This window comes from Candidatus Deferrimicrobiaceae bacterium (genome assembly GCA_036504035.1).
GTDB lineage: Bacteria > Desulfobacterota > Deferrimicrobia > Deferrimicrobiales > Deferrimicrobiaceae > JANXPS01.
This window is the reverse complement of the sequence record DASXVV010000014.1, coordinates 77,111-103,174: the sequence shown is the minus strand read 5'-3', so window position 1 is coordinate 103,174 and position 26,064 is coordinate 77,111. Positions and strand designations below refer to the sequence as shown.

General features: G+C 64.4%; 22 protein-coding genes and 1 tRNA gene. All 23 read right to left on the bottom strand.

The genetic code is table 11. The features are described 5' to 3' along the window. Nucleotide 1: 1 nt before the first annotated feature. Entirely contained in the window at nt 2–622 is a 621-nt protein-coding gene (locus VGK27_12930; GenBank protein HEY3491007.1) for a GGDEF domain-containing protein, read from the bottom strand. Nucleotides 623–677: 55 nt separating this feature from the next. Continuing rightward, nucleotides 678–3,446 (bottom strand): outer membrane protein assembly factor BamA, encoded by a 2,769-nt coding sequence (bamA, locus tag VGK27_12925; GenBank protein ID HEY3491006.1) that lies wholly within the window; start codon nt 3,444–3,446, stop codon nt 678–680. Next, on the bottom strand, nt 3,447–7,730 hold the full coding sequence (locus tag VGK27_12920) for a translocation/assembly module TamB (GenBank protein ID HEY3491005.1): 4,284 nt from the start codon (nt 7,728–7,730) through the stop codon (nt 3,447–3,449). A gap of 100 nt (nt 7,731–7,830) precedes the next feature. Continuing rightward, nucleotides 7,831–7,905: transfer RNA gene (locus VGK27_12915), tRNA-Gly, on the bottom strand. Between the two features lie 73 nt (nt 7,906–7,978). Next, complete coding sequence (locus VGK27_12910) at nt 7,979–9,346, bottom strand: hypothetical protein (GenBank protein ID HEY3491004.1); 1,368 nt, start codon at nt 9,344–9,346, stop codon at nt 7,979–7,981. A 38-nt stretch (nt 9,347–9,384) separates the two neighbouring features. Next, on the bottom strand, nt 9,385–10,725 hold the full coding sequence (gene accC / locus VGK27_12905; GenBank protein HEY3491003.1) for an acetyl-CoA carboxylase biotin carboxylase subunit: 1,341 nt from the start codon (nt 10,723–10,725) through the stop codon (nt 9,385–9,387). Between the two features lie 11 nt (nt 10,726–10,736). Then, nucleotides 10,737–11,189 carry an acetyl-CoA carboxylase biotin carboxyl carrier protein gene (accB, locus tag VGK27_12900; protein HEY3491002.1) on the bottom strand — a complete coding sequence of 151 codons (453 nt, stop codon included), beginning with the start codon at nt 11,187–11,189 and terminating at the stop codon, nt 10,737–10,739. Nucleotides 11,190–11,199: 10 nt separating this feature from the next. Further along, the gene (gene efp, locus VGK27_12895) at nt 11,200–11,757 is read right to left on the bottom strand and encodes an elongation factor P (protein HEY3491001.1); all 558 of its coding nucleotides are present in this window, start codon (nt 11,755–11,757) and stop codon (nt 11,200–11,202) included. 17 nt (nt 11,758–11,774) lie between these two features. Further along, nucleotides 11,775–12,845: a Xaa-Pro peptidase family protein gene (locus VGK27_12890; GenBank protein HEY3491000.1), complete on the bottom strand. Its 1,071-nt coding sequence runs from the start codon at nt 12,843–12,845 to the stop codon at nt 11,775–11,777. 13 nt (nt 12,846–12,858) lie between these two features. Beyond that, nucleotides 12,859–13,317 (bottom strand): type II 3-dehydroquinate dehydratase, encoded by a 459-nt coding sequence (gene aroQ / locus VGK27_12885; protein ID HEY3490999.1) that lies wholly within the window; start codon nt 13,315–13,317, stop codon nt 12,859–12,861. Continuing rightward, nucleotides 13,314–13,673, bottom strand: a complete 360-nt coding sequence (locus VGK27_12880) for a hypothetical protein (GenBank protein HEY3490998.1) — start codon at nt 13,671–13,673, stop codon at nt 13,314–13,316. The genes aroQ and VGK27_12880 overlap by 4 nt, the downstream gene beginning before the upstream one ends. Next, the gene (gene aroB, locus VGK27_12875; protein ID HEY3490997.1) at nt 13,651–15,471 is read right to left on the bottom strand and encodes a 3-dehydroquinate synthase; all 1,821 of its coding nucleotides are present in this window, start codon (nt 15,469–15,471) and stop codon (nt 13,651–13,653) included. Before aroB ends, VGK27_12880 begins: the two co-directional genes overlap by 23 nt. Beyond that, nucleotides 15,468–16,001 carry a shikimate kinase gene (locus tag VGK27_12870; GenBank protein HEY3490996.1) on the bottom strand — a complete coding sequence of 178 codons (534 nt, stop codon included), beginning with the start codon at nt 15,999–16,001 and terminating at the stop codon, nt 15,468–15,470. Before VGK27_12870 ends, aroB begins: the two co-directional genes overlap by 4 nt. After that, nucleotides 15,998–17,197: a chorismate synthase gene (gene aroC / locus VGK27_12865; protein ID HEY3490995.1), complete on the bottom strand. Its 1,200-nt coding sequence runs from the start codon at nt 17,195–17,197 to the stop codon at nt 15,998–16,000. Before aroC ends, VGK27_12870 begins: the two co-directional genes overlap by 4 nt. 94 nt (nt 17,198–17,291) lie before the next feature. After that, on the bottom strand, nt 17,292–19,586 hold the full coding sequence (gene pilQ, locus VGK27_12860) for a type IV pilus secretin PilQ (GenBank protein HEY3490994.1): 2,295 nt from the start codon (nt 19,584–19,586) through the stop codon (nt 17,292–17,294). Continuing rightward, the gene (locus VGK27_12855) at nt 19,583–20,140 is read right to left on the bottom strand and encodes a pilus assembly protein PilP (protein HEY3490993.1); all 558 of its coding nucleotides are present in this window, start codon (nt 20,138–20,140) and stop codon (nt 19,583–19,585) included. The genes pilQ and VGK27_12855 overlap by 4 nt, the downstream gene beginning before the upstream one ends. Then, on the bottom strand, nt 20,137–20,766 hold the full coding sequence (locus VGK27_12850) for a type 4a pilus biogenesis protein PilO (protein HEY3490992.1): 630 nt from the start codon (nt 20,764–20,766) through the stop codon (nt 20,137–20,139). The genes VGK27_12855 and VGK27_12850 overlap by 4 nt, the downstream gene beginning before the upstream one ends. Nucleotides 20,767–20,770: 4 nt before the next feature. Then, nucleotides 20,771–21,328, bottom strand: a complete 558-nt coding sequence (locus tag VGK27_12845; GenBank protein HEY3490991.1) for a PilN domain-containing protein — start codon at nt 21,326–21,328, stop codon at nt 20,771–20,773. Continuing rightward, nucleotides 21,325–22,386: a type IV pilus assembly protein PilM gene (gene pilM, locus VGK27_12840; protein HEY3490990.1), complete on the bottom strand. Its 1,062-nt coding sequence runs from the start codon at nt 22,384–22,386 to the stop codon at nt 21,325–21,327. Before pilM ends, VGK27_12845 begins: the two co-directional genes overlap by 4 nt. A gap of 16 nt (nt 22,387–22,402) precedes the next feature. Further along, the gene (locus VGK27_12835; GenBank protein ID HEY3490989.1) at nt 22,403–22,624 is read right to left on the bottom strand and encodes a helix-turn-helix domain-containing protein; all 222 of its coding nucleotides are present in this window, start codon (nt 22,622–22,624) and stop codon (nt 22,403–22,405) included. A gap of 149 nt (nt 22,625–22,773) precedes the next feature. Then, complete coding sequence (locus VGK27_12830) at nt 22,774–23,595, bottom strand: prepilin peptidase (protein HEY3490988.1); 822 nt, start codon at nt 23,593–23,595, stop codon at nt 22,774–22,776. Further along, nucleotides 23,592–24,761, bottom strand: coding sequence for a glycosyltransferase (locus VGK27_12825; protein ID HEY3490987.1), 1,170 nt, complete (start codon nt 24,759–24,761; stop codon nt 23,592–23,594). Before VGK27_12825 ends, VGK27_12830 begins: the two co-directional genes overlap by 4 nt. After that, the gene (locus VGK27_12820) at nt 24,754–26,061 is read right to left on the bottom strand and encodes an FAD-dependent oxidoreductase (protein ID HEY3490986.1); all 1,308 of its coding nucleotides are present in this window, start codon (nt 26,059–26,061) and stop codon (nt 24,754–24,756) included. The genes VGK27_12825 and VGK27_12820 overlap by 8 nt, the downstream gene beginning before the upstream one ends. Nucleotides 26,062–26,064 lie beyond the last annotated feature (3 nt).

Below are 26,064 nucleotides of genomic sequence, written 5' to 3'. Positions count from 1 at the left end.
CCTAGATCTGCATTCCCCGGACGCCGCCCTTCTCGTGACGCTTGGATTCGAACATCAGGCGATCGGCCTCCCCGAGGATATCCCCGCGCCGGCTGGATTCGGGGCGGCAGACGGCGTAGCCGATGCTGGCGGTGAATCGCACGACCTCGCCCGTTCTCGACTTGACCGATGCCTCGGTGATCCCGCTGGAGATTCGACCGGCAATGGCGCCCGCGGCCTCGAGATCGGTTTCGGGCAGGATCACGGCGAATTCGTCGCCCCCGTATCGCGCGGCGATGTCGCTTTTGCGCAGGTAGGTGCCGAGGATGGATGCGGTCAGCAGCAAGACCTCGTCGCCGACCAGGTGCCCGAACGTGTCATTGATGGACTTGAACCCGTCGAGATCGATCATGATGGCGGACAGGTCGCGTTCGTACCGGGCGGCGCGCTCGATCTCGACGACGAGTCGTTCGTGGAAGGCGCCGTGATTGTAGAGGAGCGTCAGGGAATCTTTTTCTGCCAGGGTTTTCATGAAACGATAGCGTCGCTCGGCACGCGCGCGAGAAAGAAGAAGGAGAACGCAGCCCGCCCCGGCCACCAGGGCGGCGCTCATCAGGACCCGGCCTGTCAGGTCGTTCGACATCGCCCACCTCCCCGCCTTTGAATTTACACGAATAAGGCGGTTCCAGAAAGCAGGATCAGAAAATCGCGCCGATCGTGAAGTGCCATTCGTAGGGCGATTCTTCTTGCCGCCGGTCGAGCTTCCAGCCGAAATCCAGCGAAAGTGGACCGACGGGGGTCAGGTAGCGCAAGCCGGCCCCTGCGCTTTTCCGAAGGTCGAAGCCGCTTTCCTGGTTGTGAGGGAACCAGACGCTTCCCGTGTCGAAGAAGCCCGCGAGCAGGAAGCCATGCTGCAACGGAACCCGCAATTCCGCGTTGGTGTTCACCATGTAGTCGCCGCCCGTGGAGGTCCCGTCGGCGGCCTTCGGGCCGAGCGTTTCCTCCTTGAAGCCGCGAACCGTGGTTCGTCCCCCCAGGAAGAAGCGCTTCTGGATCGGGACCTCGCTCGTTTTCCCGGTGGGCCGGATCATTCCGGCCCGAGCGGAGACCACGATCGTGTTCCCCCGGATAAGGGGGAAATACCAGCTCGATTGCGCGGCGAGCTTGTAGTATTCGATTTCCGACCCCAGGTAGACCGAGGCGCCCTCGACCGTCCCCGAATTGAACGATCCCTTGGTCGGGTTGAACGGATCGTCCCGGAAATCGAAGACGAGCACGGTGCGGGCAGCGGCGATGTTGGCGGTCCCCTGGTCCTCGACCGAGAGTACGGCGCCGGGAACCACGTCGTAGACGCGGTCGCGCGAGAGCTCGTACTGGAACGACACCGTAGAGCGGTCGAAGATCGTCCGGTTGATGCTGGTCAGCAGCGCCGTCTTCTTGAACTTGAAGCTTTCCCGTTCCGCCGCGAGATAGGAACCGGTCAGCCCCCCTTCCCACTTCCACTGGTTGCCGAAGATCCAGGGCTCGCGCAGGTCCCAGATGTAATTCTGCTCCCGCTGGCTTTCGAGGATCCGCCCGGATAGGTTCCTGCCCTTGCCGTCGAGGTTCAGCAACTTTGACCCGACGAAGCCGCGGACTCCGGTATCGGTCCCGTAGCCGACCCCGTATTCGATCTCGAAGAAGTAACCTTCCTCGACTTCGACGACGAGGTCGAGGATCCCGTTCGGCTGCTTGACCCGCTGCACGCGAACGCTCTTGTAAAGCCCGGTGCCGAAGACGGCCTGCTGGAATTTCAGCAGCTCTTTCTCGCCGATGGGAGCCCCCTCGCGCACGGGCAGCTCGCGGAGAACGACGATGGCGTCGGTCAGGATATCGCCGCGGACGACCGTTTTCCCGAGCCGGTAGCGGGTTCCTTCGTGGATCTCGAAGCGGGCCACGACCGTATTGTCGGTCCCCGGGTCGAAGTCGAGCGTCGCCTCGGCATCGGCGTCGAGATAGCCCCCATCGCGATATCTCGTCGCGATCGTCTCCTGTTCCCGCTCGAGGGCGACGTAATCGACGATTGCCCCCTCCTTGTTGTCCATCTTCGCGAGCAGTTCGGAACGGAGGAAATGATCGTTCCCGTGGAAGCGGATCTCCCGGAGGCGATACCTTGCGCCCTCGACCACGTGGATCGTCTTGGTGATCCGTCCACGCTCGTCCCAGTCCGTGTCGATCGACGACACGCGTGCCCGGACGAATCCCTCCTGCTGGTACAGCCCGAGGATCGCGTTCACGTCGTCGGCCCACTCTTCTTCCTGAAAATCGCCGGAACCGGTCAGCAGGTGGAAGAAACCGCGCTCCCGGCTCGTCATCTGGGTGCGCAGCTTGGCGGAAGACAGCGAGGCGTTCCCCTCGAAGCGGATCTCCTTCAGGTAACCTTTTTCGCCCTCCCGGATGGCAATGCGCAGGGGGACCCGGTCGTCGACCCGGTCGCCCACCGTCACGTCGACTCGCGCGCGGCTGTAGTCGCGCGTTCGATAGAACGCCAGCAGGCGGTCCCGGACGTCGTAGATCAGCCCTCCTTCGGTCGCCTCGTCGTCTCCGTACAGGCCCGATGCCTTTTCAAGCCGACCGACGGAGTATTCGGATGCGCCGTCAAACCGGACGTCGTAACGCGTTCCGGGCTCGACCGTGACGGAAAGCGACAGGCCGTCGGTGCCGGTTCCCGTGATCGAGACGCCGGAGACGTGGACCGTGAGGAACCCCTCCCGCTTGAATGCGCGACGAAGCTGCTTCACGCCGTCGTCCCATTTTCGGAAGTCGAAGCGGTCTCCCTCCTCGAAGCCCAGGAGGTCCCTCACCTTCTCCGGCGGGAAGAAGGAGGCGCCGTCGACCGCCAGGTGCGCGATGCGTCCCCGCTCCCCTTCCTTCACCGTCACGACCAGCTTGCCGGAACCGTTCTCGATGCTGCAGATCGCGCGAATGGAAGCCGTGGCATCGGGGAATCCTTTCTGCCGAAGGCCTTCCCGGATCGATTCCTCGGCGGCAGGCAGGTCGCGCGTCTCGATGGGGGCGCCCCGCTTGAGACGCGACATGGTCAGGATCTGGGCCGGGCTGACAAGATCCTGTCCCTTCACTTCGATATCGGAGATCGTCGCGATCGGGCGCATGAAGAAAACGACTTCCACGGCGCCGCCCTCGACCCTTTCCCAGGCGGATATATCCCGGAACGCCGATTTGGCATAGAGCCCCTTGATGGATTCACGGATCGCCTGGGGATCGAACCGGTCGCCGGGGTGCACCGTCACCAGCGCCGTCAATTCCTGATAGGAGATGAGGTAGGGGGAGGCAACCTGGAACGAGACAGCGCGGACGACCGGAGACGCGTTGTCCGTTGCGCCCATCACCCACGCGGGAAATGCCATCGAGGCGAGGCAAAACGCGAGTACCGAAAGCGTCGGCCGGACTGTGCCAAGTCGATGCATCTAGTCGCGCCCGCCCAGGAAATCGCTGAATGTCCGGTATCGATATTTGAACTTGATGTCGGCCCCCAAGTCGCCGGTCTTCTGGGTCGTCGCACTTTGCCACGCCCCCTGGAGAAACACGTTTTCGAGCAGCTTGAACTCGATGCTGGCGCTGCTGTCGGACGTCGCGCCGACAAGCGTCGAGACGGAGACGGTGATCCGCTCGCCGAACGTCTTGCCGACGACGAACCGCGGCTCGAACGACTTGGTGGCGGAGGAGAATGCCGCCTCGAGCGCCAGTTTGTCGAGCCCGACCAGGTTGCGGATGCCCTCCTCGACACGCCCCTTGTAGGGGCCGAGCGCAATGGAAGCGCCCAGCGACGCCCCGACCGACCCTTCCTGCCCCGCGAGCGACTGCGAGGTGACACCGAGGGAAAGCAGGCTGACGATGTCGTTCTTGCTGAGCGGGGGGTCGGACGCCAGGTCGACCTCGTACTTGTCGAGCGTCCCCGTGACCAGGATCGTGACGAGGTAGTTGTTCTTTTTCACTTCGGCCCGACCGTCGATCCGGGGATTGTTGCGACGAGGGTCGTTGAAATCGATGCTCAGATGCTTGACGTCGTAGGCGTCGCCCTGGAACTCGATCTTGCCCTCGAGGACGTCGAAGGCGCCCAGCACGATGATGCGGCTGGTATCCCCGACGACCTTGAACTCTCCCTTGGCCGTCGCCGTAGCCAGGTTGTTCCGGATCTCGAGCGTCCCGTCCGCCACGACGTTGATATCAAGGCGGACCCGGAACTCGTCCTTCTGCCTTCGTGCCGTCACGTCCGCCAGCCGGCGCTTGAAATCAAGCATCAACTTCTGGGGACGGATCGTTCGCGTATAGCGGGCCGACTGGATCTCGATGTCGCCGGTCACCAGGAGGTTTTCGACGGGACCGATCAGCTCGGCATGCCCCTGGAGCACCGGGCGGAAATCGTCGGGGTAAGGGTAGCGCATGTCGAGGAAATCGACCGAGAAGAACATCCGCTGCCCCGCGTCGAACTGCAGCGGCAACTCGCCCCGGCCGTCGAGGAATCCCCCGCCGCTCCGGCCGTCGAAATGCTCGAACACGATCTTCTCCCGGCTGATGATCGCGTCGGCCTTCATTTCCTCGAAAAGCTGTCCGTACCCCTTGAAGGAAAAGACCCCCCCTTCCAGGTGGCCCGTCCCGACGATGTTCGGGTTGTCGAGCTTTCCGGTGACGCGGATGTTCATGGTCACCGTCCCGTCGAGACGGTCGAAGATGTCGGTCGCCAGGCGGACCATCGCGGCGGGCATCTTTCCCTCGACCCGCGCATCCATCTCTCCCTTCCACGAGACCTTCCCCGAAACAGAGATCGGGTTCCCGGAAGCGACGACCGTCCCTCCGGACCAGCGAATTCCGTCAGCGCCAAGCTTCGCCGCGAGCTCCTTGCCGAAGAGATCGATCCCCCCTTGCTTGTAACGAAGCTGGTCGACCTGGATCGATCCGGTCGTCTTGTCGAACGACTGAAGCGTGCCGGTCAGCTCGATCCGCCCCGACATCGAGAAGGGATTGCGCATCTCCTCCTTCCCGACCGATTTTCGGTTCCCGAAGGAGAATGGTCCTTCGGCGTGAAAGGGATAGGGTCCCTGGAGGCCGATCTTGCAGGCAAGCCTTCCGTCGGGAGCGCCGGTCCGGATCTCGCCGACGAGTGCTGCGCCTTCCTTTCGTCCCTCCGCTAAAACCGATTCGAATCCGACCTCGGAAACCGACGGGGAAGTTCCCGACAACCGGAAGTGGAATGCCGAAGTGGCCGATGGGACCGACCGGATCCCTCCTGCCAGCTCCGACGCTTTGAGCTGACCGTCGGCTTCGAAGTCCCATTTCCCCTCGGTAGGAAGCGACGACTTCCCCGCCATGGATGCAATGAGAGAGGTCGGGAGCTGCGCGCCCGACAGGCGAAAAGTGACGGGAATTCCCTGCCCGCGGGAGATCCCACCGGTTAACCTTAACGCCGGCGATTCGGACGCGAAACCGAAGGAGCCTGTCTCCGCGCCCAGCTTCCCGTTGCCGGTCACTCGACCCCACGAAACCCCTGCGGCCACCAAATCGGAGATCGAAAGGCGAACATCCGGGAGTTCGAACCGCCCTCCGGCGTCGACCCGGGCGAGGAGATCGAGCGAAACCGCGCCCTGAATCCCGTCGAGCTGCCGCCCCGGCAAGAGCGCCGCCACCCGGGCGATGTCGATCCGGTCCGCGGACCCCTTGAGCTCGGCCCGCATCCCTTCTCCCGTCCCGCCGACCTGGATGCGGCCGCCCGCGATATCGCCGGATGCAGCTCCTTGCCAGTGCCCCCCACGCGGGCCGCCGCGCCAGTTCCCATCGGCGGACACCGCTTGTACCGTGACGCCCCGGAGCGAGACCGAACCCGAATGGACCGATCCGGTGACCGTTTTTTCAACATCGGAATAAGCCAGTTCGAGCTCGGCACTTCCGCGTCCCGCCAGCGTCTCGAGGTAGCGCGCCGCTGCCGCTGTGTCGACCTCGGGTGGCGACGATGCGGATGCGATCCAGCTCGACAGCCTCGAAAAATCGATGTCGCGGGCCGTGACGGCGGCGTCGAGCTGGAGCGGTTTGTGCGCAAGCGGGCCCGTGACCGTTCCGGTCGCCGTGGCCTTGGCCAGGTCCGAAGGGACATCGGCGACGAAATGGACGACGTCGGCCAGGTTTCCTTCGACCTTGGCCGAGACGGGTACCTGCGGAAACGCCGATACGCCGATCGATTCCGCGGAGAGCTGGGCCTTGATCTCCGGCGCAGTGAAATCGCCATCCAGACTCCACTGCCCGGCGAGGCGCCGCCATGAGACGGGTTCGCGAATGCCGAAATCGGCCGTCCGGCCGAAGGGCGAGGAGGCCGTTCCGGAGGCGGACAGCCGACGGCGGCCCCAGTCGACGGTCCCGGCTGCGGTGAAGTCGGTCCGGCCGAGCTGGATCCTGGCAGTTCCGATTTCCGCCCTTTTCGACGCGATCATCACCTTTCCCGCGAGGCCTGCCAAGAGCGGCATTCGGATGCGCTCCTGCCCCGTGCCGGGAACCGCGCGCTCGAATCCTTCGGGAACGGCCAGACCGATGGAACCGGCGAGGCTGTCGAGGTTGCCCGATGCCGCGACCGTCAGGTTCCCCAGCCCGGACGGGCGCCAACCGCCCGCCGCCGCCGGCCAAGGGAGGGCCTTCAGGGATGCCCGCTCGAGAGAGGCCGTGAGGGTCCCTTGCCGTTTCGGGATATCGTAGCTGCCGGTCGCGGTAAGCGACCCGCGCCAAAGCGTCCCCTTGAGACCGCCGATGCGCAGCTGCCTTTCCTTGAGTGTTGCAGAAAGTTCGAAGTCGGCAGCATCAAGTCCCTCGAATCGTCCATTCCGGAGGCTCGCTTTGACGGCCCCCGACGGATCGGAAAGCGCCCCTTTCAAGGAAGCCGAAAACTCGCCTTTCCCTTCGTGCATGAACCGCGCGATCCATCGCGCCCCCGGAGCGTCGATGGCGATCCAGCGCGCCATGTCGACGGCGCCTGAAATCTTGAGATCGTTTTTTACGCGGGCGAGATCGATCGAGCCGGACCCCTTCAGCGACGCGGAAGGGCCATCGGCCCGGAAGCGTCGAACGCTCACGATCTTTTCCTTGATGAGCAGGTCTCCGGACAAGGACGGGAACGGCCACATACCCGGCCCCACGACCGGGTACTCGACGGCCGCGGACACGTTGTCGACGGCGAAGGTCACCCGAGTTCCGAAAAACCGGACGTGACGAATGCGGGCGGAGGGAATCCGCATCCGGACCTGCTCGAGCTTCCCGAATGGGCCCACCTGAGTGGTCCCATCGAACAGAAAGATGTCGGGGAGGGTGCCGCCCCCGGACGGGGCGGCTCGGATCCGGTCCAGAATCGGGAGGTCGGCTTCCCCGAAACGGAACGTAAAACCACGGACACGAATCTTGGAGACCGGCGATTCGCCGAAGAGCAGCAGGCGTGGGGAAAGCGAGACGTCGACCGTTCGGGCGCTTCCGAGCGGCAGGTTCGCGATCGTGTCGCGCAGCCGTACGTCGTCGAAGGTGATGCTCAGGTAGAACGGGTGGAACCGAAGGCTCCTCCAGGACACGCCGATCCCGTAGCGGGCTGCCTCTTCGCGAAGGGCGTCTTCGATCCGGCGGAGCTGGTCCGGAAGCTCAAGCTTGATACGCCAAGCCCCGAGACCGGCGAGGACGGCTACCAGGATGCCGATTGCTGTCCACCACGCCCATCGCCTCATGACCGACCATTATATAAGAATTTTTCTTCAAAACGAGAGAGCCCCTCCGGTTGTGGAGAGGCTCTCTTCTCGATCTATGGTGCGATCCCGGATGAGCGAATGGAGCGGGCGACCGGATTCGAACCGGCGACGTTCAGCTTGGGAAGCTGACATTCTACCCCTGAATTACGCCCGCATGAACCTAACCTTTTACCACGAGAGCGCCCGAAATGGCAACACGGGATCGGCCGCGACGAAACCGGATCGTGTTATTTTACCAACCGTTCGATGCGAGCCCGGACGTCCCGATAGGTAGGTGCCTCTGTCGCGATAGCGCGAAGCAAATCGGCGGCATCCCCTGCGCGGCCGGTCTTTTCGAGCAGGATCGCCTTGTGGTACAGGACGTCCCGGATCCCGTCTGGATCGATGTCGCCGGACGCGATCAGGCCGTCCAGCTCTGCGAGCGCGGACCCGAGATCTCCCTGGTCGGCGAGCACATCGGCCAGTAGCGTAGTCGCCCCCAGCCGGAGTTCGGGTTTGCGGGCCGCGATGCGGAATTCCTTCGAGGCCTCGTCGAGCAGCCCCATCTCCTTGTAGGCGATGCCGAGGTTGTAGCGGGTGTCGAGATCGGAATCGCCGATCTCCTCGTCGACCTTCGCCTGCAGTCGCCCTAGAGCGTCCTGAACCATCGAGGCATCTTCCTCGGCCTCTTGCCGGCCTTCGTCGGCGACCGCCTCGGCCGCATCGGGCGCCGGGCCGCCGATCGGCTCGACAGCAGCGGAGACGGATTCGGGACCGTTAGTCGACGGCGGCTGGTCCGGGGACGGTGCCGGGACTTCCGCAAGTTTGTGGTCGGCCTCGACGAAACTGAAGACCTTGTCGCTTCCGGGGGCCCATCCGCCGGCAAGAGCGGCCAGGACCCGGTCGATGACGGCGGTCCGATCGGCATCGCCGGAACCGGAGATCGCATCGCGAACCCTCGTCAACAAGGCGGTACCTTGGGCGGGATCCCCGATGCGGAAACAGAGGAATCCGCACGGTTCGAGATACTCGACCGAATCCTCGGCCGCGGAAACCACGGCCTTGAGCCGCGCGGAGTAAGGCGCCTGATCGCCGGCGGCCACGGCTGCATCCGCGGATTTCTCGAGCTCGCCGACCGCCTCGAACAGCTTGTGCCTGGCGATCAGGATATCGACGATATGAAGGCGGGGCTGCGCGCTATTGGGGAGATCCTCCGCGACGGCCGAGTAGAACTCGATCTTCTGATCGTCGGTCAGTTTGTCGGCGAGCCCCTTGACGAATTTATCGAACTCGGCCTGGGCATCCCCGGCGAGCCCCTGGCGGGCCAGCAATCCGATGAGACGCTGCTGCATCTCGACGTTCTCGATGTCGTACTTGAGAAGCTGACGAAGGACCGCGATGGCCTTGCCGGCAAAACCGTCCTTTTCGTACAGCTCGGCGGCCTTGGCGAGCTCGGCCACCCCCTCGACCACATGGCGCTGCTTTAGGTGCACGAGCGCCAGCTTCTGGCGAAGCTGGGGGTCGTTCGGCATCGCCCTGACCTTTTTTTCGAGTTCGGTGCGCTCGTCCCCGCCGTTGGAGCCGAACATCTTCTTGAACGAACCGAGAAACGTCAACCTGGCTGCCCCCCGTATGCCGTGTGCATACTTTCCACTCAAGCCCTGTTCTTTTCGAGGAAGTTGGTGGATACCCTCCCCGCGGCGAACTCGGAATTGGTCATCATCTTCCGGTGGAAATCGGTGGTGGTCTTGATGCCTTCGATCTTGAGTTCCTCGAGCGCGCGGCGCATCCGCTGGATGGCCGTGTTGCGGTCTTCGGCATGGACGATCAGCTTCCCGAGCAGCGAATCGTAGGTCGGAGGCACCGTGTAGCCGGGGTAGATATGCGTATCGACGCGAACGCCGCAGCCGCCCGGAAAGATGCACGACGTGATCATGCCCGGGCTCGGCAGGAATTTCTCGGGGTCCTCGGCGTTGATGCGCACCTCGATCGCGTGCCCGCGGAACTGCACCTTTTTCTGGTCGAATCGGAGCTTCTTCCCCTCGGCAATCCGGATCTGCTCCTTGACGATGTCGATCCCTGTGATCATTTCGGTGACCGGGTGCTCGACCTGGATGCGGGTGTTCATCTCGAGGAAGTAGAACTCGTGCGTGGCCGGCACGTAGAGGAACTCGACCGTCCCGACGCTGTTGTACTTGACGGCTGCCGCCGCGTCGCACGCGGCCTTCCACATGCGTTGACGGATGCGCGACGGGATATTGGGCGCCGGCGCCTCCTCGATCAGCTTCTGGTGCCGCCGCTGGATGGAGCAGTCCCGGTCGCCGAGATGGATCACGTTGCCGAACTTGTCGGCCATGATCTGCACCTCGACGTGGCGCGCCTCCTCGAAGTATTTCTCGATATAGACGTCGGGGACGCCGAAGGCGGAAAGCGCCTCGGACGAGGAGGTGAGAAATGCGTTGATGAACGCCGCGGGGCTGTGAACGACCTTCATGCCGCGGCCGCCTCCGCCCGCCGCCGCCTTGACGATGACCGGGAAGCCGATCCCTTTCGCGATCTTCAGCCCTTCTTCCGCCTCGGCGACCGCGCCGTCGGTGCCGGGGACGACGGGCACCTTGAACTTCTGGACGGCCTTGCGCGCCTCGATCTTGTCGCCCATCGTCCGGACGCATTCGGAGGACGGCCCGATGAAGCGGACGCCGTGGCTCTCGCACTTCTCGATGAACGCCGAGTTTTCGGAGAGGAAGCCATAGCCGGGGTGGACCGAGTCGGCGTCGGTGATCTCGACCGCGCTGAGCAGCGCTGGAACGTTGAGATAGCTCTCGGAGCTGGGCGGCCCCCCGATGCAGACCGATTGGTCGGCCATCCGGACGTGGAGAGCGTCTCTGTCGATGGTCGAGTGGACGGCGACCGTGCGCAGCCCCATCTCGCGGCAGGTGCGGATGATGCGAACGGCGATCTCGCCCCGGTTTGCGATCAGTACCTTGTTGATCATGCCCGCCCCTTCTAGTCCGCGACGATGTGGAACAGCGGCTGTCCGAACTGCACCGACGCCGCGTTCTCGACGAGGATCGCCTTGACCGTGCCCGTGGTATCGGACTCGATCTGGTTCATGATCTTCATGGCCTCGACGATGCACAGCGTCTGTCCCTTGACCACGCGCGAGCCGACCTCGACGAAGGGGGCCGCATCGGGCGCAGGCGCCCGGTAGAAGGTCCCGACGATCGGGGAAACGACTTCTTTGTAGTTGGCGGGAGGCGCGGCGGCGACGGGATCGGCCGCGAGGACCGGTGCGCCGGCCACGGCCGCCGCGGGGGCGGCAGGAAGGGCCACGGTGTGATATTCGACCGCGGTCCCGAGCTTGACGCGCAGCGTATTTTCGCCGCGGACCAGCTCGAGCTCGCGCACTTCGGTGCCCTTGAGCAGTTCGAGGATTTCCTTTATTTCCTTTGCGTTCATGGGTTCCCCCTTACACTCTTTCGATGTAGGTGCCGGTGCGGGTGTCGACCTTGATCCGGTCGCCGGGATTGAGGAAAAGCGGGACCATGACAACGGCCCCGGACTCGAGTTTGGCGGGCTTGCTCGCGCCGCTGACCGTGTCGCCCCGGACGCCCGGATCGGATTCGGTGATCGTGTAGTCGATGAAAAACGGCAAGTCCATCCCGATCGGTTCGCCCTTGTAGAACAGGATGTCGACGGGCAGATTCTCGATGAGCCATTGCCCCGCGTCGCCGACGTGGTCGGCATCGAGGTAGATCTGCTCGTAGGTCTTCGTGTCCATGAAGTGATAATGCCCGCCTTCCAGGTACATGAACGTCATCGACTTGTTGTCGAGGTCGGGCTTGTCGACCTTGTCGCCGCTACGGAACGTGTGCTCGATGACGGAGCCGGTCTTCATGTTCTTCAGCTTGGTGCGGACGAAGGCGCTGCCCTTGCCGGGCTTGACGTGCTGAAAATAGGTGATGGCGTACGGGATGCCTTCGAACTCGATCTTTAGGCCGTTTCTGAAGTCGCTGGTCGTATACATTCATTTCCTCCTGATATTCAAAGCAACGGCAAGGGGGATTTGGGGAGGAAAGTGACACGGGAGGACGAGGTCGCCCCCACGGCCACGGTGTCTTCGAGACGAACGCCCCCCACCCCGGGAATATACACCCCGGGTTCCACGGTGACCACCATCCCGTCGGCCAGCCGGTCCTTCGACCCCGGCGAGAGCGTCGGACGCTCGTGGATGTCGAGCCCCACCCCGTGTCCCGTGGAATGAACAAAATACTTCAAATAGCCGGACCGGTCCAGCGATTCCCGCACCCGGGCATCGACGTCCCGGCAGGGAACCCCGGGCCGGACGGCCGCGATCCCGGCCGTCTGCGCCTTCCGGACAGCGTCGAAAATGCGCATCAGGGTGCGCGACGGCTTGCGGGGCATCAGCGTAACCGTCTCGTCGGAGCAGTAGCCGCGGTATCGGGCCCCGAAGTCGAGCACGACAGGGCCGGCGGGATCGATCGGGGAGTCGATCGGCTCGGCGTGCGGCATCGCGGAGCGGGGCCCGGAGGCCACGATCGTCCGGAAGGAGGGCTCTCCGGCCCCCAATCGCTTCATGACGGACTCGATGTCGGCCGCCAGGTCGGTTTCCGCCCGGCCGAAAACGCCCCGGGACACGCCGGAAAGGAGGGACTCGGAGGCGATGACGGCCGCGGCCTCCATGTCGCGCAGCTCCCCGGCGTCCTTGCGCATCCGCAGCGCCTCGACCGGGTCGGGAGAAGGCGACCACCGTTCCGCCCACCCTTTCGAAACCGCGGCGTATTGCTCGACCGAAAGCCAGCGTGACTCGAAGCCGACCCGGGCAGGACGCATCCGCCGGATCCGGCGGGCGGCCTCCCGCCACTTCCGGTCTGCGATGACGACTTCGGCGGACTGGACCTCCGCCCGTGCCTGCTCGGTGTATCTCCCGTCGGTAATGAGGAAGACGCCGCCGGGCGATGCCGCCAGGACGGCATCGCTTCCGGTGAACCCGGTCAGGTAGCGGATATTGGACATCCGGGCGCAGAGGAAAGCATCCTCCCGCCTGCGCGCCATGTCGGCCAGCAGGCGGCGGATTCGGGATTCGTACGGCAACAACGCGATCTCCCTAGCCCTCTCCGCGAAGGTGGTGCAGGATGGCCTGGAGGGCCAGCAGGTAACCGAACCCCCCGAAGCCCGCGATACGGCCGACGACGACGTCCGCCACGGTCGAAACGTGCCGGAACGGCTCCCGGCGGTGCGGGTTGCTCAGGTGCACTTCGATCGCGGGGAGGCCGGAATAAAGCAGCGCATCCCGGATGGCGATGCTCGTGTGCGTATACGCACCGGGATTGATGACCAGACCGTCGGCATCCTCCCGCGCCTCCTGGAGACGCGTCACTATGTCTCCCTCGCTGTTGGACTGGAAGAAGGCGAGGTCGACGCCTTCCTCGGCGGCCGCTTCGGACACCGCCTTTCGGATATCCTCGAGCGACTTCTTGCCGTAGACGCCCGGCTCCCGCTTCCCAAGCACATTGAGATTCGGTCCGTCGACGAACAGGATGCGGAACGGGGCGGGCGACGTCATAGCGCTTCCCTCGCCCTGCGTGCCCCCTGCCGCAACAGGAAGCGCCACTTGCCTGGAATGGCACCCGATTCGGTCACGACCAGGAAGAAGTATTCCTCCGTCACCTTGTAGAGGAAGAGCAGGCCGCCGGAGGTTGCCAGCGTGAGTTCCTCGGTCTCGCCCATCCCGTTTTCGCGCGCGATCCGGCCGCTTTCCTTGAAGAACTGCCCCATTTCCGCGCAAAGAGCCGGGAGGTCTACCGCCCCGTCCTCGGCGCACCATTCCTCGACGGTGAGGCCGTCGGTCCCGGCCAGCGCTCCGCCTCTGATGGACGGATCGAACCGGTGCATCTGTTCAATGATCTCGCGGAATGCCATGCCCATACTCCTTCGTGATCCGTTCGAGAAATGCAACCAAGGCGCTTTGCTCCCCGGTTCGATCCGGGGCGTCCCTGTGCGCCGCCTTCCAGGCGAGTGCGCGCTCGTCGTCGGGATCGGCGTCGAGGATTCCATCGACGATGCCGAGCGCCGTTTTGCGATCGCCCTGCTCCCAGTAAAGGTTGGCCATCGTCACCGTGAGTACGGCTGGCGGCTCGGTTGCAGCCGGTTCGACGACGTCTTCGATCTCCACGTCTTCGTACCGGACGGGATCATCCGGTACCACATCGATCATGGGCGGGACCGGCTCGAGGGACGGTGCCGCCGGCTCGTGGGCGTCGGCCGGTCGCAGCTCGAATGCGCCTTCGTCGAGTATCAGCGTCCGCTCGAGCACCCCGGCCGACGACTCGATGTCGGCGTCGGAGGGGGAAGCGGTTCCGATCGCCCCCTCGATCTCCCGCGCCAGCCGCTGGGCATGGATGTCGGACGGGTTGCGCGCGAGCACTTCCTTGATGGTGTCGATCGCGGCGGACAGGTTTCCTTCCTGGCGATAGGCGGTCGCCAGGAGCGACAGCGTCGGGAGATCCCAAGGGGACCGGGCGATGCGGGCCTCGAGCTCGGCCACCGCTTCGCGGCTCTCTCCGCGCGCGATCCGGGCGAACAGTTCGGAATCCCCCTGGCCGCCGGATTCGCGGCTGACGACTCGCTCCCTGATCTCGGCGCGGATGCCCGGCAGCTCGCTGCGCAACCGGGCCAGCGGCACTTTTTCGAGAACGTATTCCCCGGGGGCCGTCGCGAACGGGATCACCAGGTCGGTCGCGGTCCGCTTTTTGTCCTGGCCGGCGGCCGAGGCAAGCGACGTCACCGGGATCTCGGGATCGTCGAGGCGGAATCCCAGGTCGAGCAGCATCGCGAAGATCTCCGCCTCGAGCGGGGCCGGGGTAATCCCCAGGCGTCGCCCGAGGATCGCCTCCCAGCAGATTCCGATCGCCACGGCTTCGCCGTGCAGCAGGCGGCCGTATCCCGCCGCCTGCTCGAAAGCATGCCCGACGGTGTGCCCAAGGTTGAGCACCTTGCGGATGGACGCCTCTTTCTCGTCCTGCTCGACGACCGAGGCCTTGAAAGCCACCGAACGCTTCGTGAACCACTGCCACTCCGCGCCGCTGAATTCCTTCCAGCGCGCCGCGTCGCGCCCCAGCCGCATCCACATGTCGGGATCGCCCGTCAGGGCGCATTTGACGACCTCGGCCATCCCGGACAGGACGTTCCGGTCGTCGAGCGTCCGCAGGAAGGTGTGGTCGATGAATACGGCACGCGGCTGGTAAAACGCCCCTACCAGGTTTTTCCCTTCGGGGAGGTTGAAACCGGTCTTTCCGCCGACGCTGCTGTCGACTTGGGACAACAGGGTCGTCGGCACCTGGACGAATGGAATGCCCCGGAGATATGTGGCCGCTGCGAACCCCGCCAGATCCCCCACGACCCCGCCCCCGAACGCGACCAGCAGCGAGTCTCGTTCGGCGCCACCTTCGGCGAGGAACCGGTAGATGTCGCGGACGGTCTCGAACCCCTTGTTTTCCTCGCCCGCCGGAAGCTCGAGGATGGCGTGGGGGATGCCCGCAAGCCAGCGCTTGATGTCGTCGAGATAGATCGAGGAAACATTTTGATCGGTCACGACGAAAACGGATCCGCCCGGATAGAACCTGCAGATCCACTCCTGGAAGAAAGGGTAGATGTCGGGGCCGAAGTAGATGTCGTAGGAACGGTCGCCCAGGGCAACCGTGATGTTCTCTGAGATCACCGCGCGGCCCCCCGGACGCCCGTGACGCGCGAGACGACGAGCGCCGCGACTTCGGCGACGGACCTGCTGTCTGTGGAAATGGTGATGTCGGCCTCCTCGTAGGTGGTCCGCCGGTGCGCCATCAGCGCACGAACCTTTCTCTCACGGTCTTCGCCCTGGAGCAAGGGTCTCCGGGTGTCCTTTCCCACGCGCTTGAGCACGTTTTCGGGCGAGACGTCGAGATGGACCACGGGGGCGTATCCCTTCAGCAGGGCGCGGTTCCCGGGGTCGAGGAACGCGCCGCCGCCCGTCGCGATGATCCGTCCGGGCGTCGATACGGCCTGCCCGACAAGCCGCCGCTCGATCTCCCGGAACCCGGCCTCGCCGAGCGCGTGGAAGATCTCTGAAACCAGCATGCTCGCCTCGGCCTCGATGAGCGTATCGATATCGACGAACTCGGCTCCGGTCAGGCGAGCGACCGTCTTTCCGACGGCGGTCTTGCCCGCCCCCATGAAGCCGACCAGAACGACGCCGAAGGGACTGCCCGTCAAGGGCGCCGCCCGAAGATCGAATCCAGATAACCCTTGTAATTATATTGGATTTCGGACAGCGAATCGCCCCCGAATTTTTCGAGGAACGCGTCGGCCAGGACGATGGCAACCATTGCCTCGGCCACGACGGAACAGGCCGGGACCGCACAGACGTCGCTGCGTTCTTTGTGGGCCAAGACCGCCTTCCAGTCGCCTGTCCTGATCGTGCGAAGCGGAGCCGCCTGCGTCGGGATCGGTTTCATCGCCGCCCGGATAAGCACCGGTTCCCCATTGCTCATGCCGCCCTCCACGCCTCCTGCCCGGTTGGTCTTCCGGTGGAAGGGCAGCGCGAACCCGCCCATGAGCGGGTTGCCGCGGCGGCTGCGGGGAAAGATCTCGTCGTGGACGCCGCTCCCGGGAAGATCGGCGCCGGCCATGCCGTCGCCGATCTCGACCCCCTTGATCGCCTGGATGCTCATGACGGCATGCGCGAGGCGCGCGTCGAGCTTCCGATCCCAGGAAACGAAAGAGCCAAGCCCGGGCGGAACACCGAGCGCGATCACCTCGACGACCCCGCCGACGCTGGTCCCGGTCCGGATCGCGCGATCGATCAACCGACGCGCCTTTTCTTCCGAGACGGAGTCGGCCAGCCGCAACTCGCTTTTTTCCGAGGAGGCCGCGCGTGCCGGATCGCCGGCTATGCCTTCCGGTACGCGCACCTTGCCGATGGAGAGTACCTGCCCCATGACGCGCACGCCGAGAGGCTCGAGCAACAGGCGGGCCAGCGTCCCGGCCATGACCCGCGCCGCGGTTTCCCTGGCACTGGCCCTCTCGAGCACATTGCGGACGTCGTCGTGCCCGTACTTGAGAACGCCGGAAAGGTCGGCGTGCCCTGGGCGCGCGGTATCAAGCGGTGGGACATCGCCCCGCCCTCCCGTTTGTGCCATCGTCTTCGTCCAGTTGGGCCAGTCGAGGTTCCGGATCATCATCGCGACCGGCCCGCCCAGCGTCTGTCCGAACCGGATACCGGAAAGCAGCTCGACCTGGTCGCGCTCGATCTTCATGCGTCCGCCGCGGCCGTACCCTACCTGCCTGCGCGCCAGCTCCCGGTCGATGTCGGACGTCCTGACCGGGACTCCGGCCGGCATCCCATCGACCAATGTGACGAGCGCGGGGCCATGCGTCTCGCCTGCGGTCCTGAATGTGAAGGGTGCGATGACGATTCTCCTTTCGGGGAAAAGAAAACGGAGCAGCAGACCTTGTCGGTTCTGCTGCTCCGTACCGGCAAAATGTCGGGCGCGCCTCAGGGAATCATCTTGCGGCCTGGGAGGGCTCCCCTTTCATGACCCGCGGGGTCACGAAGATCAGCAACTCCCTGTTTCTGGCGCTCCCGGTCTCGCGCTTGAACATCCAGCCGATCATGGGGATGCGGGAGAACCAGGGAACTCCGGAGGTGCTTTCATTCCGGCTGACCTGAAGAATGCCGCCGATAACGGCCGTATCGCCATCCTTGACGAGCACCTCGGTCGTGGCCTTTTTCTTGTTGATGGCCGGTTTCCCGTCGATGCCGAGCTCGCCCTGGGAGTCGTTCTTGGCCTCGAGCTTCATGATGACGCTTCCCTCGGGGGTGATGTGGGGCGTCACCTTGAGGCTCAGGGTCGCGTCGATGAACTGCGTCTGCGTGCCTGAGGCGGAGACCGTAGAATAGGGGATCTGGGTGCCCTGCTCGATCAGCGCTTCCTTGTTGTCGATCGTGACGACCTTGGGCGAGGAAACGATCTTGAGCTTGCCGGCCGACTCGAGCGCGGAGAGTGAAAGGTCCAGACGGATATTGTCGCGGAGGATGCCGAAGTTGATGCCGCCGCCCGCGCCGGCGCCGACCGCGGCCGGAAGGTTGATGGCGAAGGTCGGGAGCGTCGCGGAAGTGTACGGCGTCGTGTTGTTCAACGGCTGGCCGGGCACGGGCGCCCCAGACGTGTCCTGGAAGCCGCCGATGCCGATCTTGGTGCTCCCCTGGCTGTTCCAGGAACCGCCCCACTGTACGCCGATATCCTTGGCGAACGAGGTGTCGACCTCGACGATGCGCGCCTCGATCAGAACCTGCGGGATCGGCGTATCGAGCTGCCCCAGGAGCGCCTTGACGTCGTCGATGTTCTTGCGCAAGTCACGGACGATGAGCATGTTGGTCCGGTCGTCGATCTGGACCTTCCCGCCCTCGGAAAGCATCCCCTTGACCTTGTCCTGAAGATCGCCGGCCTTCCCGTAGTTGACCGGGATGGTCTCGGTCTCGGACTCGAGCTGCGCCTTCAGCTTCTCGTTTTCCTTGAGGTTCTCGAGCCGGGATTTCTCTTCGGCACGAAGCGTGACCAACGGCGCGACGCGCAGGATGTTGCCTTCCATCGAGGCGCCGAGCGCCTTGGACTGGAGCACCAGGTCGAGCGCCTGGTCCCAGGGCACGTTCACCAGCCGGAGCGTCACCTTGCCCTTGACGTCGTCGGTCGTGACGATGTTGAGATTACTGACCTCGGCCAGGATCCGGAACACGTTCTGGAGATCCGCATCCTTGAAGTCCATCGAAATGCGCTGGCCCCGGTACTTCTTGACGCTGGCGCCCTCGGCGGTCACGAAGCCCCACTTTCCCGCAGGCGCTCCGGGCGCAACCGGGGAATCGAAGACGGGGGTCGCCGGGACCTCGGGGACCGACGGGGCAGTTTCCGCGGCGGGCTCCTTGTTCTCGGTCACACGGGCGACGACGGTCGATTTGGCGATCGCTCCCTTTCGAGGGAAGCTGACGACGACTGCGTTCTCGCGCTCATCGATCGAAAAGGCGGCGCCCTGGTTATAACGAACCGAGATGGAAGCGACATTTTTCTTGCCGCCGGCGGGGATGATCTCCCGAACGGGCAACCCGAGCGTCCGGGCGTCGATCGCCCTCTGCAGTCCGGGAGCGATCACGGTGCCGGGAAACAGCAGCGTCACATCGCCCTTTTTCTTGATGGTTTTGTGGGCCGGCTTCCCCGATGTCGTGATGACGACCCGAGACGCCTCCGGTAGATCCTCGAGATCGACTCCGACGATGGAAGCCTTGCCCGATTCGGCCTTTCCGTTCCGGTCGAGGCTGGTGACCTTTTCTTCCATGCTCCCGCCGATGGAGAGCGAGAGCTTCCCGCCGTCGGTGGTCACAAGGAAAGGCATCGGGCGCCCGTTGGGCGTCTCTACCAGCAGACGAAGCTTGTTGTCCTGTTGGGAAAGCTTGACCGATTTCACCTGAGGGGTGCCGACCTGAATCTCGGGAGCCGCGCTGCCTTGCTGGACGCCCCAGATATCGACCACGATCCGGAATGGGTCGTTCAGTTTGAAGGAATTGTAGTTTTCGATCTTCCCGTCGACGACGGCTTCGACGACCGTGCTGTAGGGCGTCTTGGAAACGGTGACGTCCTTCACCTTGACGGCCTGCGATTCGGCGGGCTTGACGGCCGCCGGCACGTCGGCCTCCGCGGCCGGCACCCGGGACGGTACTGCGACAGCCAGCGGCAACAGGATCAGGGCGGCCAGCCAGGCTGGACGACGCCCGCCTCTGCAAACCCCCCGGGACAGCTTCATCATCTTTTTCCTCCTGCGCTCTTGAGCTTGAGGGAAGTCTCGCGCACGACCTCGGCGCCGGCGTAGTCCCTGGACGATTCTTTGACCACGATCTCCTTGTCGTTGATGCGGGTCACGACAGCGCCCCCGCGCCCAAGGTGGGATCCCACGGTCACGGTGTACCCCTTGCCATCGACATCCTCGACGAGTCCACGGACGGCACGCGGAGTCCAGATCATGCCGACGTACTTGAACGCCCCAAGATCCTGGGTCAGCAGCGTCGGGGGGCCCGTGGGAACTTCGACGGTCACCGGCACCTTGACGACGGGCCTTAGAAACGGCATGAACGGGTCGCGCTTTCCCGCCGGATTGTAGGCAGGGGCTTCCGCAGCTTTTACCGCAACCGTGTTGTCCCCGCCGCTATGGGCGGCAACGGCTTCAGCCGTTTTTTTCGGGACCGCCTTCCGAACGATCGGCTGATTCGCGACGTTCTCTTCCTTGGCGCATCCGGAATAAGCCGCAACCAGGAAGGGGATCGACATCAGCAGCGCCGGGAGGCGCAAGCAGTTTCGCCTCATTTTGCCTTTCCTTTTGCGGAGCCGGCAGTGTTGTCGGTCCCGGCCGGCTTTGCCGCTTGCTCGAGGAACCGATAGGTCGTCGCCGTGCACGAGACGTTTACCGCAACCGCTCCGTCCGGGCTGACCTTCGGGGCCGTGAAATCGATGTTGGAAATGTTGACGATCCGGGGCAGGTGGGCCACCTTGTCGGTAAACAGCGCAAAGCTGTGATAGTCGCCCTGCACCGTGACTGCGACGGGGATCTCCGCGTAGAAATCCTTCCTGGATTCCTCTTTGGGCGCAAACTTCAGGAATTCGAACCCTGATTCCTTGCCGAGGTCGGAAACGGTGCGCAGGAGATTGGGGATCTCGGCCGAGTTCGGAAGCTGCTCGAGCAGGACCTCGAGCTGCGTCTCGAGCCGCTTGACCTCTGCGCGGAACGACGGCAGGTTGCGAGCAATGACTTCCTGCTCCTTGATCTTGCTGTTGAGTTCCGCCAGATTGCCTTCCTGCTGGGTGATCTGCTGGGCTGTCCCCGTGTAGAAGAGGTAGAAATAGCCGGCCCCGATCAGGACGCAAACGAGGAGAACAAGGAGGATCTTCTGTTTCGCCGGGACCTTCGAGAGGTCCCCCAAATTGATTGCCATCCGGTTACCCCGGGCGCTGCTGCGCCGTATTGTCCGTGGTCTGGAAAGTCAGATTGAACCGGACGAGCTTGGTGTCGAGGTAGGAGGCCTGGTCGGCCGACCCCAGCGTGACATCGGTGAACCGTCCGCTCTGTCCCAGCGCCGTCATGAAATTCGCGATCGTGTTGTTGTTGAGCGCCATGCCCGTCGCCGTAACCTTGCGCCCTTCGATCTTGAGCGACTCGAGCCAGCACTTTTCCGGAACGGAGGCAGTCAGCGCCTCGAACGTCTTGAGGGGACCGGTACGGTTGGCCTGAAGGCTGGAGATGATATCCACCTTTTTCTGAAGCTCGGCCTTGCGGACCTTGAACTTCTCGACCTCGCCGATCTCTTTCTTGAGACGGATGATCTCGGTCTGGGCCGCCTGGATATCGGTCGCAGACTTTTCGAGCCGGGCCGTCAGCGTCTGGTGATAGAAGAACACGCCACCCAGAAATGCCAGGGGGACAAGCAGGTAAAGGAAATCGAAATTGAGCTCCCGCCCCTTCTTGCGCTTGCCCCGGATCAGGTTTATCCGGATCATCGACGATCCTCCACATTGCGCAGCGCGAGGCCGATGGCCACCGTGGCCGCCATGCTGTACTGCGCCACCACCGCCGGGTCGACCGTTCGCTCTTCCACGACGAGCCCCTGCAGCGGATCGAACAGCTCGACCTCGACCCCGATCTTCTCGGCAAGCAACTCCTTGAGGAACTGCGAGCCGGCGGCACCGCCGGTCAGGTAGACCTTGGTAACCAGCCGATCGGGGTAGGTCGCAGAAAAGAAGTTGTAGGAGCGCTGTGCCTCGGTCGAAAGGATGTTCGAGACGGTACGCATGATCTCGGTCAGTCTGTCGGACCGGTCACCCGCCTCTTTCCTGCCCGTCTTGAGCTCTTCGGCGGTCTCGAAGCTGACGGCCAGCTGCTTCTGGATCTCGGAGGTGTAAATGCCGCCCCCCATCGGGACATCGCGTGTGAACAGAGGAACTCCGCCGTGAAGGATGTTGATGTTCATGAAAGAGGCACCCACGTTGATCACCATTGGCACCTGGTCTTCGGAGACCGGATGGCAGAATTCGAAGGCGTTGCCGGCGGCGATCGAGTCGATGTCGACCACGGTGGGCGTCAGACCCGCGTCCTTGACGACCGAGATGTAGTCGTTGACCAGGTCGCTCTTGACGGCGACCAGGAGGACATCCATCTTGGCGGGATCTTCCTTGAGGGGGCCGATCACCTGGAAGTCGATCTTGACGTCCTTGATGTCGAACGGGATGTACTGCTCGACCTCCCAGTGGATGGACTCCTCGAGGTCTTCGGGGGTCGTCGTGGGCAGGACCACCTTCTTGATGATGACCGAGTGGCCCGAGAGCGAGGTGATCACTTCCTTTTCGTGCACCTTCAGGTCGCGCAGAGCGGTCTTGATGCCTTCGATCACCGAGGCGTGATCCATGATGGCCCCGTCGACGATGGCGTCGGACGGGAGGGGGATCGCCCCGAATTTGCGCAGGCGGCACTCGGCGCCCACCATCTTGAGGTGCGCCAGCTTGATCGAGCTGGACCCGATGTCGAGACCGATGACTTCTTTTGATCCGAAGATTCCCATCACCTTACCCTTATCGTCAGGGGTTGCTGAAAACTTTATCCCGATCCGTCAACTGGAGGCCGAGCGAAAGGATGATCTTCCGTTTGGTATCCATGCGGCAGTTCATCCCTTTTTCGACCCGGTCGAGCGTCAGGACCGAGATGCCGGCGCGGCGCGCGAGCTCCGCCTTGCTCAACAAAAGACCTTCACGAATCTTCTTGACGTTGTTCGTCTCGAGCTTGAGATCCGCTGTTCCCACTGGTTGACCTGCCGCCACTCTCTTCAGACCTCTGCTGCCGCCGATGTTTCCGCTTGGGCTCGCAGCCAATGCCAATAATAACTTTGATGCAATCGGTGTCAAGCAAAAATAAAAACGTTTATTTGGGCCATAACTATGCGTCATTAACGCTAACGTAGAAGAAACGACCAGAACGCTTCCCCTGCATAGCGCGATACCAGAGCGGCAAGACAGAGATAGGGCCCGAACGGGATCGCGGTTTTGAGCCCCTCCTCCCCCTTGCGCATGGCGATCATGCCCCCCGCGACCCCTGCAATCGACGCGCCGAAGATCGTCAGCAGTGCCCCGCGCCAGCCGATGAAAGCCCCGATCATCGCAATCAGCTTGATATCGCCGCCGCCCATGCCCTCCCGGGACGTGGCCCGCTCATACCCCCAGGCGGTCGCATAGAGAATCCCGCCGCCGAGGAGCCCCCCGCCGAAACTGCCTTCCCAGCCAGGAAGGCCGGTTCCTCCGGCCGGGAGGAAGGAAAGCGCCAGCCCCGCCGCCAGCCCGCCGAGTGAAAACTCGTCGGGGATGATCCGATGGTCGATGTCGATGAACACGATCGGGACCAGGAAGGAGAAGAAGACGAGGTCCCGCAGGAGCGCCGCAAGGGCGCCGGGCGGGAAAAAGGCAATTCCGTCATGGGGAATCACGGTTCCGGCAGGGAGGTCGGCCCAGGCGAGCAGGGCGAAGCCCGCGCCGGTCAGCAATTCGACCAGCGGATAGCGCCAGGAGATGGCGACGCCGCAGCCGGCGCAACGCCCCCGCAACAGGATGAAACTCAGCACCGGGATGTTCTCCCAGGCCCGGATCGCCCGACCGCAGCCCGGACAGCGGGAGCCGGGCGACACGATGGACTGCTCCAGCGGCAGCCGATAGATCAGGACGTTGAAGAAGCTGCCGAGGCAAAGGCCGAGCACGCCCGCGGCCGCGATCACGAAAATCATCCGCCGATTCCCTTCTTGTCGAGTAGTTCGTTGTAGAGCTTTTCCTGGTCCCGGACCATCTCGTCCTGATCGAACGCGCGGATCAGCGCCTCCCGCTTGAACCCGGGACGAAGACCGCTGTCTCCCCGGATTACCGCCGCCACGCGGTCGGAAAGCGACTCGATATCGCCGGGCGGTGCGAGGAAGCCGTCGATCCCGTCGTCGACGATCTCGGACGTCCCGTCGACGGCCGTGGCCACGACCGGAATCCCGGCGATCAGCGCCTGGGGAACGACCTTCGGAAGCCCTTCCCAGCGGGACGTCAGAAGAAACACGTCGAAGGCGCGCAACAGGTCGGGCACCTCCTCCCGCCACCCGGCCAGGACGAACCGCTCTGAAAGCCCCGCCTCCCGGATCGCCTTCTCGACAGCCGGGCGCTCTTCCCCGTCCCCGACCATGACGAACCGCGCCTCGGGCACTTCCCCGGCCAGCCGCCGCGCCACGGCCACGAAGTCCAACGGTGCCTTCTGCGACTTGAAGACGGCCACGGTCCCCACGACAGGCACCCCTTCGGGGATTCCCAACAGACCGCGGCCGCGCGCCCGTTCACCCAGGAGGAAGCGCCGCGTGTCGAATCCGCTCCGGATCAGCCGGCACCTTTCCGGCCCGAAGATGCCTTCGAGGACGCCCGTCCGGATGTTTTCCTCCGAGACGGCGATGAACGCATCGGTTCGGCCCGCAGCCATCCGCTCGAGCCCGACATAGAGCGACCGGAGCGCGGGAGTCTGCCCGCCGTGGAACCCGAACCCGTGGATCGAGTGGATGACGACGTCGGCGCCCGCCATCCGGGCGGCGGCCCGGCCCAGGATTCCGGCCTTGGAGCTGTGCGTGTGGACGATGAGCGGTGCGGGACTCTCGGCCTTGATCTCCCGGAACAGCCGCCGCAGCGCAAGCACCGCACGAACATCGGCGATCGGGCGTAGGTCCCGGACCAGCGACGGGACGGGAAACCAGCGGCACCCCGGAATGGTCCCCGCCCTTCCGTCGAGCAACCCGCCCACGCCGCTGACGAGCACCGGCTCGAATCGTTTCCGGTCGAGCGCGCCGACCGTGAACAAGGTGTTCTCCTGGGCGCCGCCCCATTCGAGGCGCGTGATGACATGGACGACGCGGATCCGCTCACCCACGAAAGGAAGCCGCTTCCTTCGCCGCGCGCCGCCCGTCGGCGATCGATTTCTCCATGCCGAAATAGTCCCACGCCCCGTATCGTCCCGCGGTAAACACCCCCCGCCGCGCGAACGCCGACCGGAGCCGCGGCACGGCCTCTTGGCGTGCCCGGTCGAACACGACATAGCCGGGATCGAGGACGACCGGCGACACGGCCTCGACCACGCTCCGGGAGCCGATCGCACCCAGGCGCGCCAGCCCATCGAGCATGGCGCCGGTTTCCTTCTCGACATCCAGCCGACTTCCCGCCCGAAAACTCTTCTCGGCGAAATACGAAGCGCACCCTTTCGGGGCGACGCGCGGGGAGACGTTGGAGAGGCAGCCGACCCGGAAAAACGGAAAGTCGCCCCCGGGAACGTAGTGCCAGTGGCCGTCGAAGCGACCCGGATGGCGCACCCCGACATTGAGGGCGAGCACCTTGATCCAGGAAAGGCGGCGCCCCGCCTCGCCGATCGAAGCGGCGCCGCCCCGGGACCGCCGGGCGAGCTCGGGCAGCGGAATCGTCGAGATGAGCGCGGAGAAAGGGATCGTGTCGCCCGCAGAGGTCGTGACCGTCTTATGCCGGAGGTCGATCGAGAGCGCCTCGGCGCGCGTCCGGACCCGGCCGGAAAGCGGGACGGCCATTGCGGCCGGCAACGCCCCGATGCCGCCGCGGCGCGGGTAAAGGAACGTCGCGTTGTACCCGCCGTCGCGGCGGCCTTCCCCGCGCGCGCCGGCCAGCACCTCGTCGAACGTGGGGACCGGCACGGACCAGTCGGTCCACTCGTAAGTCATCGACGAAAGCGGGCGGCGCCACATCTTTCGGTTGTAGGGAGAAAAGAAGGCCCGACACATCGCGGCGCCGAACCGCCGCTCGAACCATTCGGCGAGGTTGGCCGGAGGCGCGCTGCCGGATAGCGCCTCCCGAATCCGCTCGGCCGCGAAATCCTTGAGGCAGCGCCCGACCAGCGCGGCGTCGTGGCCGTGCAGGTTGACCTGGAATGGGAAAGGGGTCAACCGTCCTTCCAGGAAGACACGCGCCCGGCGTGTGACCTTGGACCAGCCCAAGCCGGGCAGCGCCTGCAGCTCGGTGCGAAGGACGGGATCCGCCGTGTGCAGGAAGTGGCCGCTCATGTCGAACCGATAACCACCCACCAGGGACGACCGGCACCATCCCCCGGGCGCATCCTCCTTTTCGAGGACGAGAAACTCGCGGCCCGCACGCCGCAGCGTCTCGGCGGCGGCGAGCCCCGCTACCCCTGCCCCCAGGACGAGGATCATCGG

Excerpts from the sequence above, each read along its gene's own strand:
- VGK27_12830 (HEY3490988.1), bottom strand. The coding sequence starts at position 23,595 with ATGATTTTCGTGATCGCGGCCGCGGGCGTGCTCGGCCTTTGCCTCGGC.
- VGK27_12880 (HEY3490998.1), bottom strand. The coding sequence starts at position 13,673 with ATGGCATTCCGCGAGATCATTGAACAGATGCACCGGTTCGATCCGTCC.
- VGK27_12850 (HEY3490992.1), bottom strand. The coding sequence starts at position 20,766 with ATGGCAATCAATTTGGGGGACCTCTCGAAGGTCCCGGCGAAACAGAAG.
- accB (HEY3491002.1), bottom strand. The coding sequence starts at position 11,189 with ATGAACGCAAAGGAAATAAAGGAAATCCTCGAACTGCTCAAGGGCACC.
- VGK27_12855 (HEY3490993.1), bottom strand. The coding sequence starts at position 20,140 with ATGAGGCGAAACTGCTTGCGCCTCCCGGCGCTGCTGATGTCGATCCCC.
- VGK27_12845 (HEY3490991.1), bottom strand. The coding sequence starts at position 21,328 with ATGATCCGGATAAACCTGATCCGGGGCAAGCGCAAGAAGGGGCGGGAG.
- VGK27_12820 (HEY3490986.1), bottom strand. The coding sequence starts at position 26,061 with ATGATCCTCGTCCTGGGGGCAGGGGTAGCGGGGCTCGCCGCCGCCGAG.
- efp (HEY3491001.1), bottom strand. The coding sequence starts at position 11,757 with ATGTATACGACCAGCGACTTCAGAAACGGCCTAAAGATCGAGTTCGAA.
- accC (HEY3491003.1), bottom strand. The coding sequence starts at position 10,725 with ATGATCAACAAGGTACTGATCGCAAACCGGGGCGAGATCGCCGTTCGC.
- VGK27_12930 (HEY3491007.1), bottom strand. The coding sequence starts at position 622 with ATGTCGAACGACCTGACAGGCCGGGTCCTGATGAGCGCCGCCCTGGTG.
- aroQ (HEY3490999.1), bottom strand. The coding sequence starts at position 13,317 with ATGACGTCGCCCGCCCCGTTCCGCATCCTGTTCGTCGACGGACCGAAT.
- bamA (HEY3491006.1), bottom strand. The coding sequence starts at position 3,446 with ATGCATCGACTTGGCACAGTCCGGCCGACGCTTTCGGTACTCGCGTTT.
- pilQ (HEY3490994.1), bottom strand. The coding sequence starts at position 19,586 with ATGATGAAGCTGTCCCGGGGGGTTTGCAGAGGCGGGCGTCGTCCAGCC.
- pilM (HEY3490990.1), bottom strand. The coding sequence starts at position 22,386 with ATGGGAATCTTCGGATCAAAAGAAGTCATCGGTCTCGACATCGGGTCC.
- VGK27_12920 (HEY3491005.1), bottom strand. The coding sequence starts at position 7,730 with ATGAGGCGATGGGCGTGGTGGACAGCAATCGGCATCCTGGTAGCCGTC.